Origin of the sequence: Amycolatopsis sp. CA-230715 (genome assembly GCF_018736145.1) — a bacterium.
In the GTDB taxonomy this organism is placed as follows: domain Bacteria; phylum Actinomycetota; class Actinomycetes; order Mycobacteriales; family Pseudonocardiaceae; genus Amycolatopsis.
In genome coordinates this window covers 881,919-895,961 of the sequence record NZ_CP059997.1, presented here as the reverse complement: position 1 = coordinate 895,961, position 14,043 = coordinate 881,919, and the positions used below count along the sequence as shown (strand labels likewise).

Here is a 14,043-nt window from a genome sequence, read left to right as displayed (position 1 = left end):
TAGAACACGTTTCAGTATTTGTCGCGTCGGCGGCCGTGAGGAGCGAAGATGGACTTCACCCTCGACGAGACCCAGCGCGAGATCGCCGATCTCGCGACCGGGATCCTGCGCAAAGAACTCGATCACGAGCGTACGTGGCACGACGCCGGGTACGACACCCGAACCTGGCGCGCACTGGCCGACGCCGGGCTGTTTTCCCTTGCCCTGCCAGCGGATCTGGGTGGTGACGGGCTCGGCGTGACCGAGATCTCGGTGCTGCTGGCCGAAATCGGCCGCGCCGCCGCGCCGGTGCCCGCACTGGCCGCGCTCGCCTACGGCGTGCTGCCCGTCGACGCGCTGGGCTCGCCGCGGCAGCGGGCCGCGTTCCTGCCCGGTGTCGCGGCGGGGGAGACGCTGCTCACCGCCGCGCTGCACGAGCCGTCGGCCCCGCTGACCGCGAAACCCCGCACCCGCGCCGAAACCGACGGCGGTCGCTGGCGGCTCACCGGAACGAAGATCGGGGTGCCGTTCGCCGCGGCCGCCGAACGGATCCTCGTGCCTGCCTCGACGCCGACCGGGACCGCGGTGTTCCTCGTGGACCCCGCAGCCGAAGGGATGGCGTTGGCATCGACGCCGTCGTCAAGCGGGCTGCCGGAGAGTTCGATCCACCTCGACGGTGTCGCAGTGTCCGATGAGGACGCACTAGACGATCACGCGCCCGGCGAGGCGCTCGCAACCGTACGGCGGTTCGCGCTCGCCGGAGCCGTGTCCCTCGCGGACGGTGTGCTGGCGGGTGCGCTCGACCTCACCAGCGCGCACGTCGGCTCCCGGCACCAGTTCGGACGTCCACTCGCGACGTTCCAGGCGGTCGCGCAGCAGGTCGCCGACGTCTACATCGCTTCGCGCACCTTGGACCTCGCGGCGCGGTCCGCGGCGTGGCGGCTCGGGTCCGGTTTGGACGCGGACGGCGATCTCGACGTCGCGGCGTACTGGCTCGCGCACGAGGCGCCCGCCGCGCTCGGCACCTGCCACCACCTGCACGGCGGCCTCGGCGTGGACGTCACCTACCCGTTGCACCGCTACTACTCGCTGACGAAGGACCTGGTGCGCGCCGTCGGCGGCAGCGCGTCGACCGAATCTGGAGTGGCCTCATGCAGCTCGAACTGACCGCGGCGCAACGGAAACTGCGCGCCGAGCTCCGCGACTACTTCGCGACGCTGGTGAAGCCGGAGGAGCGTAGCGCGATGCGCACCGAGCGGCACGGCGGCGTCTTCCGCGAGATCGTGCGCCGGATGGGGCGCGACGGCTGGCTCGGCGTCGGCTGGCCGCGCGAGTACGGCGGCCGGGGTTTCGGGGAGATCGAACAGCACCTGTTCGCCGACGAGGCCGCGCGCGCGGACGTGCAACTGCCGTCGGTGACCCTGCAGACGGTCGGCCCGACGCTGCAGGCGTTCGGCACCGACGAGCAGAAAGCCCGGTTCCTGCCGAAGATCCTCGCGGGCGAGGTGCACTTCGCCATCGGCTACACCGAGCCGGACGCGGGGACGGACCTGGCTTCGCTGCGGACCACGGCTGTCCGCGACGGTGACGAGTACGTGGTGAACGGGCAGAAGATCTTCACCACGGGCGGGCACGACGCCGATTTCATCTGGCTCGCGGTGCGCACGGATCCGTCGGCGCCGAAGCACAAGGGCATCTCAATCCTGATCGTCGACACCAGCGATCCCGGGTACTCGTGGACGCCGATCATCACCTGCGATGGCGCCCACCACGTCAACGCGACGTATTACAGCGACGTGCGGGTTCCGGTGGAAATGCTGGTGGGCAAGGAAAACGAGGGCTGGCGCCTGATCACGACGCAGCTCAACCACGAGCGCGTGATGCTCGGCCCCGCCGGGCGGATCGGCGGCACGGCCGACCGGGTGCGCGCGTGGGCGTCGGCACGGTCCACTCCGGACGGAACCCCGCTGCTGGAGCTGCCGGACGTCCGTGCGGTGCTCGCCGAGGCCGCCGCCGTCACCAGGATCAACGAACTGCTCAACTGGCAGGTCGCCGCCGCGTCCTCGTCGTCGCCGGTCGACGTGGCCGACGCCTCGGCGACGAAGGTGTTCGGTTCGGAACGCCTGCCGAAGGTGAGCAGGCGGTTGGAAGAGGTCGTCGGCAGGCACGGCGATCCCGCGGACGAGGAGACGGCGGAGTTGATGGATTGGCTCGACAACGTGGCGAAGCGGAACCTGGTGCTGACCTTCGGCGGCGGGGTCAACGAGATCCAGCGCGAGCTGATCGCGACCGCGGGGCTGGGGCTGCCGAGGGTGCCGCGATGAGCATCCTCGAAACCGCGGCGGCGATCAAGGCGGCCGGTGCATCGTCCCCGAGGCTCGGGCGCGACCCGGTGAACCAGGCCATGGTGCACAACTGGGTCGAGGCGATCGGCGATGAAAACCCGGTCTACACCGACGCGGAGTTCGCCGCCGGTACCGTCCATTCCGGACTGGTCGCGCCGCCCGCGATGGCGCAGGTGTGGACGATGAACGGGCTGCACGGCGAACGCGCGGACGACGACCCGCTCGGCGCGATGATGACCGCGCTCGACGAAGCGGGCTTCACCTCCGTCGTGGCGACCAACTCGGAGCAGACCTACCACCGCTACCTCCGCGAAGGCGAGCGCGTGGCCGCAACGACCACTTTGGACAGTGTAGTCGGGCCGAAGACCACCGCGCTCGGTGAAGGCTGGTTCGTCACCACGACCACGACCTGGTCGGTGGACGGCGAACCGGTGGCCGAGATGCTGTTCCGGGTGCTCAAGTTCCGGCCGCCAGGGTCGGAGCCCCCTGACGAGTCCACTGTGGATGACCGGATCATCGACGCGGGCGAGCTGGCCGCCGGTGTCCTGCGCCCGGTGGTGTCGAAGGACACCGAGTTCTTCTGGGCCGGTACCAAGATCGGCGAGCTGAGGATCCAGCGATGGGGTGACACGCTGCGGCACCCGCCTGGTCCGATGCCGCCGGACGGTGATCTGGAGGCTACACCGGACTACGTCGTGGCGAGCGGTCTCGGCACGGTGTACAGCTACGTCGTGCACCACCACCCGAAGGTGCCGGGAAAGCGGCTGCCGTTCGTGGTCGCGCTCGTGGAGCTGGAGGAAGGCGTGCGCGTGCTGGGCGAGCTGATCGACGTCGCGCCCGAAGAAGTCCACATAGGACTCGCTGTCGAATCGGTGTTCCTCCGCATCGACGACGAGCTGACGCTGCCCGCGTGGCGGGTGCGGGGAGGTGCCTGACATGGAGGTCGGCCGGACTCTGCCGGAGCTGCGGATCGAAGTGACGCCGACGGTGATCGTCAGCACCGCGCTCGCCACCAGGGACTTCCAGGACGTGCACCACGACCGCGACGCCGCGGTGGCGCGCGGGTCGAAGGACATCTTCCTCAACATCCTCACCGACACCGGGTTCGTGCAGCGGTTCGTCAGCGACTGGGCGGGGCCGGAGGCACTGGTCCGCTCGATCAAGATCCGGCTCGGGGTGCCGTGCTACGCCTACGACACGCTGATCCTGTCCGGTCAGGTCGCCGAGGCCGACGGAAGGGAGCTGGTGATCGCGGTGACCGGGACGAACTCGCTCGGCGAACATCTCAAAGGGACGGTCGGCGTGACCTTGCCGGAGGTGGTCTCGTGAAAGCGACTGCGATCGCCGGGATCGGCGCCACCGAGTTCTCCAAGGATTCCGGGCGCAGCGAACTGCGGCTGGCGTGCGAGTCGGTGCGCGCCGCACTCGCCGACGCTGGACTCCAGCCGTCCGATGTGGACGGACTGGTGTCGTTCACGATGGACGGCACCAGCGAGATCTCCCTCGCCCGCGAACTGGGCATGGGGGAGCTGACCTTCTTCAGCCGGATCCACTACGGCGGCGGCGCGGCGGCCGCGACGGTGCAGCAGGCCGCGCTCGCGGTCGCGACCGGGGCGGCCGAGGTCGTGGTGTGCTACCGCGCGTTCAACGAACGGTCCGGCCAGCGCTTCGGCCAGGTGTCCTCGGCCGCCGCACAGCAGGTCAATTCGTCCGGTGTGGACAACAGCTTCCACTACCCGATGGGGATCGCGACGCCGGCGGCGACCGTGGCGATGCTGGCGCGGCGCTACCTCCACGAGTACGGCGCGACGAGCGAGGACTTCGGCCGCATCGCGGTGCTCGACCGCAAGCACGCCGCGACGAACCCGAACGCCTGGTTCCACGGCAAGCCGATCACGCTCGCCGAGCACCAGGCTTCACGGTGGGTCGCGGAACCGTTGCACCTGCTGGACTGCTGCCAGGAAAGCGACGGCGGCGTGGCGCTGGTCGTGACGAGTCTCGAACGTGCACGGGACCTGCCCACCCCGCCCGCCGTGGTGGCCGCCGCGGCGCAGGGCAGCGGCACCGACCAGTACGTGATGACGAGCTACTACCGCGACGACCTCGCCGCGCTGCCCGAGATGGGCGTGGTCGCGCGGCAACTGTGGGCTGGCGCGGGCATCGGACCGTCCGATGTGGACGTCGCGGTGCTCTACGACCACTTCACCCCGTACGTGCTGATGCAGCTGGAAGAACTCGGGTTCTGCGGCCGCGGCGAGGCGAAGGACTTCATCGCGGGCGGCACGCTCGAACTCGACGGCACGCTGCCGCTGAACCCGCACGGCGGCCAGCTCGGCGAGGCCTACATCCACGGGATGAACGGGATCGCCGAGGGCGTGCGGCAGGTGCGGGGAACCGCGGCCAACCAGGTCGACGGCGTGGCGCACGTGCTGGTCACCGCCGGAACCGGGGTCCCGACGAGCGGCCTCGTCCTCGCCTCCGGCTGACCGCCTCCGCATGCCCCGAAGGCCACCTTCAGGGAATCCAGCGCCACTTTCTCGGCCCTCGCGGCCGTGCGTGCGGGGCTGCGACCGCCCCGAAGGTGGCCTTCGGGGCGGTAGACGCCGCGAATTCGGCCCTCGCACCGCATTCCCGCCGCCCGCTCCACCCCGCGGCGGGCCGTCGGGGCAGGCGCGTCGTGGTGGTCGAGCGTGCGAGGGGTGAATATGCGGCGTTGAGCGCCCCGAAGGCCACCTTCGGGGCAGGCACAGCCTCATCCGCGCGTGAGCGAGGGCCGAGAAAGTGGCGCTAGGGTCCCCGAAGGTGGCCTTCGGGGACCTCCGCCGCCGATCATCGTGCCGCGCACCCGACATCACTGTGGCCTTCAGGGAATCCAGCGCCCCGAAAGTCACCTTCGGGGCATGGCGTCATAGCGCCTCGGGCCGGGGATGTTGTTGTGAGGGCCGAGTTTCGGGCACTCACTGCCGTGAAGGTGGCCTTCAGGGCAAACCGGCTCCGACCTCTCGCAAGATCCTCAGCGGGCTCTCCGTAGGAGCATCCTTCGGGGGGGCGTCGCGGAAGGAGGGGGCTGGCGATCGCGGTCACCGCCTGGCACGGTGGAACCCGTTCACTGCGGGGATTCTGCGAGAAAGTGGTGCCGTGCACGGACCGGAGCCGGTGGCGTGGGCGTTGACGGTCGTGTTCGCGCTGCTCGTGCTCCCGTGCGCGCGCAGACTCGTCCGGTTCGACCATGGCGGCACCGGCGACACGGGCACGCCCACCCGCACCGACGATCTCGCGGAGCTGCTGATGACCGTCGCCATGGTGGCGATGGTGTCCCCGGTGGGCGGGCCGATCCCGGCCGCGGGCTGGCAGGCCGTGCTGGGCCTGGCCGCGTGCTGGCTCGCGCTCGTCTGGTGGCGCGGCCGCCGCGACGACGAAGCGAGCGCCTGCCACGGCGGGCACCACGCGGTCACCGCCGTGGTGATGTTCTACATGGTGACGGCCATGCCGCACACCGGGCACGGAAGCGATCAGCTCGCGCTGCCCGCCGTCGCGATCGCGGCGGGTGCCTACTTCGCCGCCGACGCGGTGCGATCGGCCGTGCGCGCGGTCCGCGAACGACCGGTGTCGAGAACGGTGTGCCGCGGCCTGATGGGCGCGGGCATGGCGTACACGCTGTTCGTTTCGCTCTGAGTCACCGGTTCGCCGGGAGGTAGCGCGGCCCGCCGTCTTCGGGGACGAGATAGCCCTCGAACCGGTCACCGGTGGGCACCACCATCGACGCGTCGAGTTCGAAGCCGATCGCCGCGAGCCGGAACGGCACCGCGTCGAACACCGCCATGCCCACCGCGGCGAGCCAGGTGTCGAGCGATTCGCGCCAGGCCAGCGATCCGGCGCCTCCCGAATCGCCGAACGGGAACCCGCCGATCCGCCGGTCCGTCCTGGCCAGCGCGCCGAGCGGCAGCGAAAGGTCGAGGCAGGTCGTGCCGTCGTCGTACCGGGTCGCGTAGACCGAGCACACCACCCGCGCGCCGCCGGGGAGCCGGACGGTTCCGCACAACTGGACGTGTTCGGCGAGCGCCGCGACCGTGCACGCCACAGCGCGCCCGTCGCGCGTCACCGAGCCGTCGATCCGTGCGGCGCGCCGGAGCGCGTCGACGGCCTCCTGGAGACGATCGGCCGTACCGAGATCGATCGCCAGCTCGTAGTAGCCGCCGGCCCAGTTCTTGTCGTCGAGCGCCGCCGCGGCTTCGGTCATGGGGGACACGGCGTCGATTATGGCGCTCTAAGCTCCGTACCCGTGCATGCTCGACGAACGCAGACCGCCGACGGTCCGGTGCGCGACGGAATCCCGGAGCACGGGCGGATGCCGCGCTACTACGCGGTGAAAGTGGCCCTGCTCGACGTCATCGCCGAACTCGGTGACGACGCGGCGCTGCCGTCCGAACGCGAGCTGTGCGAACGGTTCGACGTCTCGCGCGCGACGCTGCGGCAGGCCGTCGGCGAGCTGGTGCTCGACGGGCGGTTGCGCCGCCGCCAGGGCAGCGGCACGTTCGTCGCGGGCCCCAAGCTCGTGCAGCCGCTCGCGCTGGTCAGCTACACCGAGGGCCTGCGGAGGCAGGGCATCGAGCCGGGCCGGTCGCTGATCACCCTGGAACGGATCGCCGCGAACGCCGGGCTCGCGAGCGAGCTGCGCATCGGCACCGGCGACGAGGTCGTGCACCTCGAACGCGTGCTGCTGGCCGATTCCGAACGGGTCGGGCTGGAATCCACTTACCTCGTCGCGGCGCGGTTCCCGACCCTGCTGGACGTCTTCGACCCGGAGGATTCGCTCTACGCGTGCCTGCGCGACCAGCTGGGCGTGGTGTTCGCCGGTGCGGACGAACGGGTCGAAACCGTGCTCGCGAGCCCGAGGGAAGCACTGCTCATCGGCACGAACCCGGCGCTGCCGATGTTGTTGATGCACCGGGTTTCCTGGGACGCCGACGGTAAGCCGTTCGAACGCGTGCGCTCGTTGTTCCGGGGCGATCGGCTCAGCTTCAGCGCGCGCCTGACCCCGGAAAAGTAGATAACAGAACGGTAACTCATCTAGTCCAATATTCGAGGCCGTTTAACCCTCCGTTACCGCGCTGGCCAGTGCCCGTTCGCTCGATCGGGCGACCGTTCTCGGTGTGCGAATACTTGTGGTCGGCGGCGGCGTGCTCGGCACGCTGCACGCCTGGGAAGCGGTCCAGCGGGGCCACGAAGTGGTCCAGATCGAACGCGAGGCCGAGGCGCGCGGCGCGTCGGTCCGCAACTTCGGCCTGGTCTGGGTCGGCGGCAGGGCGAGCGGGGCGGAACTCGCGACCGCGGTCAGGGCCCGCGGCCTGTGGGAGCGGATCGGCGCTCGGGTGCCGGAACTCGGCTTCCGCGCCAACGGTTCGCTGACGGTGGTGCGCACCGAGGCCGAACTCGCCGTCGCGCGCGAGGTCGCCGAGGGGCCCGAGGCCGCGGACCGCGGGTTCAAGCTCCTTGACGCCACCGAGACCCGCGAGCTGAATCCCGCGCTGCGCGGCGATTTTCTCGGTGCGCTGTGGTGCGAACGCGACGGCGCCGTCGAGCCGAGGACGGCCCAGCCCGCGCTGCGCGCCGCGCTCACCGCGACCGGCCGGTACACCTGGCTGCCCGGCCGCGAGGTCCGTGACCTCGTCAACGGCGGCGTTCGCGACGACCGCGGGGAAACCCACGGCGCGGACGTGGCGCTGCTGTGCACCGGCGCCTGGCTCGGCGGGCTCGTCCGCGAAGTCGCCGGGGAGATCCCGGTGCGCCGGGTGCGGCTGCAGATGGCGCAGACCGAGCCGCTCGGCGAACGGCTCACCACCTCCGTCGCCGACGCCGATTCCTTCCGCTACTACCCGGCGTACCGCGGCCCGTCGCTCGACGCGCTCGCCGAGGCGCAGCCGCAACCGCCGGTCGCCGCCGCGTCCGCCATGCAACTGCTGATGGTCCAGCGCCTCGACGGTTCGCTGACCATCGGCGACACCCACGAGTACGCGCAGCCGTTCGGCTTCGACGTGACCGAAGACCCGTACCGGCACCTCGGCGAGGTCGCGAGCGGGCTGCTCGGCAGGCCGCTGCCGCGGATCGTCCGCCGGTGGGCCGGGGTCTACGCGCAGGCCACCGATCCTTCGAAGATCGTGCACCGCGCGGAAATCGCCGAACGCACCTGGCTCATAACCGGACCGGGCGGGCGCGGCATGACGTGCTCGCCCGCCATCGCCGAAGACACCGCGCAGGAGGCAGGACTGTGACCACAATGGAGCGTTTCGAACTCGCCGTGCTGGACATGGCCGGGACCACCGTGGCCGACGACGGGCTGGTGATCCGCGCGTTCACCGCCGCCATCGGCGCCGCCGGAGTGTCCGAAACGGACTCCCGGTTCCCTGCGATGCTGGACTACGTCGTGGAAACCATGGGGCAGTCGAAGATCACCGTGTTCCGCGCGCTGCTCGACGGCGACGAAGAGCGAGCCACGACGGCCAACGAGGAGTTCCAGCGGACCTACGCGAAGCTCGTCGCCGATGGCCAGTGCGAGCCGGTTCCCGGTGCGGAGGACGCCATTCGCGCGCTGCGGTCCCGCGGCGTCAAGGTCGCGCTGACCACCGGGTTCGCCCCCGAAACGCAGCAAGCGATCCTGACCGCGCTCGGCTGGCACGAGCTGGCCGATCTCACGCTCGCGCCCGGCGACGGCGTGCGCGGCAGGCCGATGCCCGATCTCGTGCTCGCTTCGGCGTTGCGCCTCGGCGTCACCGATGTCCGCAGGATCGCGGTCGCCGGTGACACGGTGTCCGATGTGGTCACCGGACTCAGTGCGGGCGCGTCGGTCGTGGCCGGGGTGCTCACCGGTGCCGGTGCGCGCGCGGACTTCACCGCGGCGGGCGCCACCCACGTCCTCGATTCCGTCACCGAACTTCCCGATCTGCTCGCCTGAAGGAGCCCACCATGAAGAACACCCTGCGCGCGATGTCGGTCGCGCTCGCCGGGCTGCTGGCGTTCGCGTTGGCCGCCTGCGGCGGAACCGCGGGCGGCGGCCAGGACGGCAAGACCGTCACTGTGTACACAGTGGACGGTCTGGAGGACTGGTACGCCAAGCGGTTCGAGGAGTTCAAGGCGCAGACCGGGATCACCGTCCAGGCCGTCACCGCGGGCTCGGGCGAGGTCGCGTCCCGGGTGGAGAAGGAGAAGTCGAACACCAAGGCCGATCTGCTGGTGACGCTGCCCCCGTTCATCCAGCGGGCCGCGTCGCAGGGCCTGCTCGCCCCGTCCGCACCGTCCGGAGTGGACAAGGTGCCCGCCGGCGCGCGCGATCCGCGGGGCCGGTACGCCGCGGTCATCACGAACTACCTCGACTTCGTCTACAACCCGAAGCAGGCGACCCCGCCGCCGAAGAGCTGGGACGACCTGCTGGACCCCCGGTTCAAGGGGAAGATCCAGTACTCCACGCCGGGGGAGGCCGGTGACGGCACCGCCGTGCTGCTCCAGCTCCAGCACGTGCTCGGCGACCAGGGCGCGCTCGACTACCTGAAGCGGCTGGAGGCGAACAACGTCGGGCCGTCCTCGTCCACCGGCAAGCTGCAGCCGAAGGTCGCCAAGGGGGAGATCCTGGTGGCCAACGGAGATCTCCAGATGAACCTCGCGGAGATCGACTCCAGCGGCGGGTTCGACGTGTTCTTCCCGGCGGACGCCACCGGCAAGCGCTCCACCTTCGCGCTGCCCTACTACGCGGGACTCGTCGCGAATGCGCCGCACGCCGACAACGCGAAGAAGCTGCTCGACTTCCTGTTCTCGCCCGAAGTGCAGGGCAAGGCCGTGGACACCTACGGCATGCCCGCGTGCACCGACGTGACGCCTTCGGGTCCCAGGGCGGAGAAGTTCGCCGCGGCGCTCAAGGGTGTCGAGATCTGGCAGCCGGACTGGGACGCCGTGCTCGGCAGGCTCGACGCCGATCTCGCCGCGTACAAGAAGGCCGTCGGCCGGTGATGCCCGCCGTCGAGTTCAGGGGCGTGTCGGTCCACTTCGGACAGACCTGCGCACTGTCGCCGCTCGACCTGACGGTGTCGCGCGGTGAGACGCTGGCCATCCTCGGTCCCTCGGGATCCGGGAAGTCGACCGCGTTGAAGGCGCTCGCCGGGTTCGTCCGGCCCAGCTCGGGGCGGGTACTGCTCGACGGCGAGGACGTCACCGATCTCCCGCCGCACCGGCGCGGGCTCGGTGTGGTCGTGCAGAGCTATGCGCTGTTCCCGCACCTGCGGGTCGCCGACAATGTCGCTTTTGGACTCAAGTCGCGCAAGGCACCCAAGGCCGAGGTGGCGTCCCGGGTCGCCGAAGTGCTCGACATGGTCGGTATGGGCGCCTACGCGAAGCGGTACCCGCGCGAGCTTTCCGGCGGACAGCAGCAGCGCGTGGCGATCGCGCGGGCGCTCGCGATCCGGCCCGATGTCCTGTTGCTCGACGAGCCGCTGTCCGCTTTGGACGCCGCGCTGCGCGAGGACATGGTCGCCGAACTGCTGCGCCTGCGCGCCGAACTGCCCGGCACGACACTGGTCTACGTCACGCACGACCAGGGCGAGGCGCTCGCGCTCGCCGACCGGATCGCGGTCATGCGCGACTCGCGGCTGGTCGAGGTCGGCCCGTGCGAGCGGCTCTACCACCGCCCGTCCGAGGAGTTCACGGCGAGCTTCCTCGGCGCGTCGAACCTGATCCCGGTCGAGGTGATCGGTGCCGACGGCCCCGCGCGGGTGACCGTCCGGCTCGGTGACCACGAGCTGAGCGCGGAGCCGACCAGTGCGCTCGCCGACGGCACCAAGGTCGCGCTCGGTGTCCGCCCGCACCGGGTCGGCGTCCGCGCCGCGTCCGGCGGCGGCACCGTGCCCGCGCGGCTGACCGGTGTGCAGTGGCGGGGGAGCGGCTTCCGGCTCGATCTGGAACTGGCCGTCGACGGCATGCCGCCGAGCGCGGTGCGCGCGGAGGTGCCGTCCGTCGACGGTCTTCCCGGTGTCGGCGAGCCGGTCGGAGTGTCCATTCCGGACGGATGCCCGCTGGTGGCGGTGCGGGCATGACCGGGATCGCGCTGAGCGCCGCCGCGACGCCGAGGGCCCGCGGTCCTCGGCGCGCCCGCTCGGCACTGCCGTGGCTGCTGCCACCACTGGTCGTGCTGCTCGGCTTCTTCTGCTACCCGCTCGCGCTGGTGGTACGCCAGTCGTTCGTCTCCGACGACGGCGTGCCCGGGTTTTCGGTGTGGGGCCAGGTACTTTCCTCGCCCGAGTTCCTCGACGCCGCATGGCGGACGGTTGCGATCGCGCTCGGCGCCACCGCGGGCTGCGTCCTGCTCGGCACGTTCCTCGCACTGGTGATCGCGTTCGTGCCGTTCCCCGGCGCCCGAGCGCTTTCGCGCCTTGTCGACACCGTGCTGGCGTTCCCGTCCTTCCTGATCGCGCTCGCGTTCACCTTCCTCTACGGCAGCGCGGGTCTCGTCGGCGGCGGTTTCCTGTACTCGCACTGGGGCGTGCTGCTCGCCGAGATCACGTTCTACACGCCGTTCGTCATGCGACCGGTGCTGGCGGCGTTCGGGCAGGTCCCGGCGGACCAGCTCGACGTCGCCGCGAGCCTCGGCGCCCGCCCGTGGCGGGTGCTGCGCCAGGTGGTGTTCCCGGAAGCGCTGCCGTCGCTGGCCTCGGGCGCCTGCCTGACGATGCTGCTCGCGATGAACGAGTTCGGCATCGTGCTGTTCATCGGCGCGAAGGACGTGATCACGTTGCCGATGCTGGTCTACACCAAGGGGATCGTGACCTTCGACTACCCGGACGCGTGCGTGATCGCGGTGGTCAACGTGCTGCTGTCGCTGGCGTTGTACGGCGCCTACCGGTGGGCGGTCGCCAAAGCGGTGAAGGGAGGCGGCCGTGCTGCTGTGGACGCGGCGTAGCAAGGTTCTGCTGTGGACGGTGTTCGCCGTGCTGTTCACCGCGATCGTGCTGACGCCACTGGTGATGATCGTGCTCGCCTCACTGGCGGACGGGTGGAGCGGCGTGCTGCCGGACGCGCTCACGGTCGCCCACTACGCGGAAGCACTCTCCGGCGAGACGTTCGCGAGCCTTTCGGTCAGCGTGCAGACCGGGGTGATCGCTTCGGCGGCCGCGCTGCTGCTCGGTACCTGGGCCGCGCTCGCCGCCGAGTCCGCGCCACGCGGGGTCCGCCGGTTCGCCGACACGGTGTTCCACCTGCCGATCGCGGTGCCGTCGGTGGTGCTGGGGCTGGCCCTGCTGGTCGCGTTCAGCTCCCCGCCGCTGCTGCTCAACGGGACCCGCTGGATCGTCCTGTTGGGACACTTGATGATCCTGCTGCCGTTCTCCTACAGCACTGTTTCGGCCGCGGTGTCCAGAATGGACCCCGCGCTGGCGCAGGCCGCGGCGAGCCTCGGCGCGGGCCCGGCGCGGGTGCTGTTCCGCGTGCGGCTCCCGGTGCTGCTGCCGTCGATGTCGGCGTCGGCGAGCCTGGCGCTGGCGATGTCGATGGGAGAACTCGGCGCGACGATGATGCTGTTCCCGCCGGACTGGCGGACGCTGCCCGCGAGCGTGTTCGCGCTGACCGACCGCGGGCAGGTGTTCCTCGCCTCGGCGAGCACGGTGCTGTTGCTGCTGGTGACGCTGCTGGGCGTGCTGGCGATCGGCCTCGCGCGGGGACGCGCTGCACATCGGTGAGAACGGCGTGCAACCCGATCGCGGGCCCGCTCCGTCTTCACGGGCATGAGGTACACAGCGAAGTTGGCCGGTGCGGGACTCGTCCTGATCGCAGGGGCGGCCTGCGCCAGCCCAGCAGCAGTCAGCCCACCGCCCGCCTCGGGACCCGCCGCGAGCCAGCCCGGCACGACGGTTCCCGAACAACCGCCGGTGCCCAAGCCGTCGCCGAAACCCGGTTCGCAGCCGCCGCCGTCGAAGGTCGGCAAGCCGGTACCGCCGCAGCAGCTCGACGCGAAGGCGCTGCCCGCGGGGTTCCCGCGCGACGTCGCCGTCGGGCCCGACGGCAAGACCGTGATCGTCCGCGCCGAGGAAGGCGGCTGCGGGCACGCCACCGTCGAAGCCAAGGAGCAGACACCGCAACGCGTGGTGCTGAACCTGGTCGAGACCACGGCGCAGACGCACAAGATGTGCACCATGGACATCCGCTACCCGGTGGTCAGCACCCAGCTGGCCGACCCGCTCGGCACCCGCACCCTGGTGCTGACGAGCGAGCAGCGCAAGCAGTAGCTACTCTCCAGTAATGAGCAAGCGGCAGATCTCGGTGACCAGAACGATCGCGACAACGCCGGAGAAGATCTTCGAGCTGCTGGCCGATCCGGCCCAGCACCCGCTGATCGACGGCTCCGGCACGGTGCGGGCCGCCCGCGACGGCGGCCCGCACCGCCTCGCGCTGGGGGCGAAGTTCGGCATGGACATGAAAATGGGCGCGCCGTACAAGATCCAGAACACCGTCGTCGAGTTCGAAGAGAACCGGCTCATCGCCTGGCGCCACTTCAACGGCCACCGCTGGCGCTGGGCGCTCGAACCCGCGGGCGAGGTCGGCACCGAGGTGACCGAGACGTTCGACTGGTCCACCGCCCGCTTCCCGTTCCTGATCGACATCAGCTTCTTCCCGAAGAAGAACAAGCAGGGCATCGAACGGTCGCTGGAGCGCCTCGACCGGATGTTCCCCGCCTGATCCC

At 70.7% G+C, this 14,043-nt stretch carries 16 protein-coding genes; 15 read left to right on the top strand and 1 reads right to left on the bottom strand.

The features are described from left to right. Positions 1-48: 48 nt before the first annotated feature. From HUW46_RS04290 to HUW46_RS04265, 6 genes are all read left to right on the top strand, one after another. Positions 49-1,146 carry an acyl-CoA dehydrogenase family protein gene (locus HUW46_RS04290; RefSeq protein ID WP_215546028.1) on the top strand — a complete coding sequence of 366 codons (1,098 nt, stop codon included), beginning with the start codon at positions 49-51 and terminating at the stop codon, positions 1,144-1,146. Next, positions 1,131-2,303 carry an acyl-CoA dehydrogenase family protein gene (locus HUW46_RS04285; protein ID WP_215546027.1) on the top strand — a complete coding sequence of 391 codons (1,173 nt, stop codon included), beginning with the start codon at positions 1,131-1,133 and terminating at the stop codon, positions 2,301-2,303. The genes HUW46_RS04290 and HUW46_RS04285 overlap by 16 nt, the downstream gene beginning before the upstream one ends. After that, positions 2,300-3,259, top strand: a complete 960-nt coding sequence (locus HUW46_RS04280; RefSeq protein ID WP_215546026.1) for a bifunctional MaoC family dehydratase N-terminal/OB-fold nucleic acid binding domain-containing protein — start codon at positions 2,300-2,302, stop codon at positions 3,257-3,259. The genes HUW46_RS04285 and HUW46_RS04280 overlap by 4 nt, the downstream gene beginning before the upstream one ends. Before the next feature lies 1 nt (position 3,260). Continuing rightward, complete coding sequence (locus HUW46_RS04275) at positions 3,261-3,653, top strand: MaoC family dehydratase (RefSeq protein WP_215549662.1); 393 nt, start codon at positions 3,261-3,263, stop codon at positions 3,651-3,653. Then, a complete protein-coding gene (locus HUW46_RS04270) occupies positions 3,650-4,810 on the top strand; it encodes a lipid-transfer protein (protein WP_215546025.1) in 1,161 nt (386 codons plus the stop codon). Before HUW46_RS04275 ends, HUW46_RS04270 begins: the two co-directional genes overlap by 4 nt. Positions 4,811-5,462: 652 nt before the next feature. Further along, positions 5,463-5,999, top strand: coding sequence for a DUF5134 domain-containing protein (locus HUW46_RS04265; protein ID WP_215546024.1), 537 nt, complete (start codon positions 5,463-5,465; stop codon positions 5,997-5,999). 1 nt (position 6,000) lies between these two features. Here HUW46_RS04265 and HUW46_RS04260 read toward each other — a convergent pair whose 3' ends face one another. Continuing rightward, on the bottom strand, positions 6,001-6,573 hold the full coding sequence (locus tag HUW46_RS04260; RefSeq protein ID WP_215546023.1) for a hypothetical protein: 573 nt from the start codon (positions 6,571-6,573) through the stop codon (positions 6,001-6,003). A gap of 99 nt (positions 6,574-6,672) precedes the next feature. Between HUW46_RS04260 and HUW46_RS04255 the strand changes: the two genes are divergently transcribed. The 9 genes from HUW46_RS04255 to HUW46_RS04215 all read left to right on the top strand — a co-directional run bounded on the left by HUW46_RS04255 (position 6,673) and on the right by HUW46_RS04215 (position 14,039). Next, positions 6,673-7,374 carry a GntR family transcriptional regulator gene (locus HUW46_RS04255; RefSeq protein WP_215549661.1) on the top strand — a complete coding sequence of 234 codons (702 nt, stop codon included), beginning with the start codon at positions 6,673-6,675 and terminating at the stop codon, positions 7,372-7,374. Between the two features lie 103 nt (positions 7,375-7,477). After that, positions 7,478-8,596: a TIGR03364 family FAD-dependent oxidoreductase gene (locus HUW46_RS04250; RefSeq protein ID WP_215546022.1), complete on the top strand. Its 1,119-nt coding sequence runs from the start codon at positions 7,478-7,480 to the stop codon at positions 8,594-8,596. 5 nt (positions 8,597-8,601) lie between these two features. Next, a complete protein-coding gene (locus HUW46_RS04245; protein WP_215546021.1) occupies positions 8,602-9,276 on the top strand; it encodes a phosphonatase-like hydrolase in 675 nt (224 codons plus the stop codon). A gap of 11 nt (positions 9,277-9,287) precedes the next feature. Then, the gene (locus tag HUW46_RS04240) at positions 9,288-10,325 is read left to right on the top strand and encodes a 2-aminoethylphosphonate ABC transporter substrate-binding protein (protein WP_254125790.1); all 1,038 of its coding nucleotides are present in this window, start codon (positions 9,288-9,290) and stop codon (positions 10,323-10,325) included. Then, the gene (locus HUW46_RS04235) at positions 10,325-11,404 is read left to right on the top strand and encodes an ABC transporter ATP-binding protein (protein ID WP_254125788.1); all 1,080 of its coding nucleotides are present in this window, start codon (positions 10,325-10,327) and stop codon (positions 11,402-11,404) included. Before HUW46_RS04240 ends, HUW46_RS04235 begins: the two co-directional genes overlap by 1 nt. Next, positions 11,401-12,267: a 2-aminoethylphosphonate ABC transporter permease subunit gene (locus HUW46_RS04230; RefSeq protein ID WP_215546019.1), complete on the top strand. Its 867-nt coding sequence runs from the start codon at positions 11,401-11,403 to the stop codon at positions 12,265-12,267. The genes HUW46_RS04235 and HUW46_RS04230 overlap by 4 nt, the downstream gene beginning before the upstream one ends. Further along, positions 12,245-13,042 (top strand): ABC transporter permease, encoded by a 798-nt coding sequence (locus tag HUW46_RS04225; RefSeq protein ID WP_215546018.1) that lies wholly within the window; start codon positions 12,245-12,247, stop codon positions 13,040-13,042. The genes HUW46_RS04230 and HUW46_RS04225 overlap by 23 nt, the downstream gene beginning before the upstream one ends. 45 nt (positions 13,043-13,087) lie before the next feature. Further along, complete coding sequence (locus HUW46_RS04220; protein WP_254125786.1) at positions 13,088-13,588, top strand: hypothetical protein; 501 nt, start codon at positions 13,088-13,090, stop codon at positions 13,586-13,588. Between the two features lie 13 nt (positions 13,589-13,601). Continuing rightward, a complete protein-coding gene (locus tag HUW46_RS04215) occupies positions 13,602-14,039 on the top strand; it encodes an SRPBCC family protein (protein ID WP_215546017.1) in 438 nt (145 codons plus the stop codon). Positions 14,040-14,043: the final 4 nt, after the last annotated feature.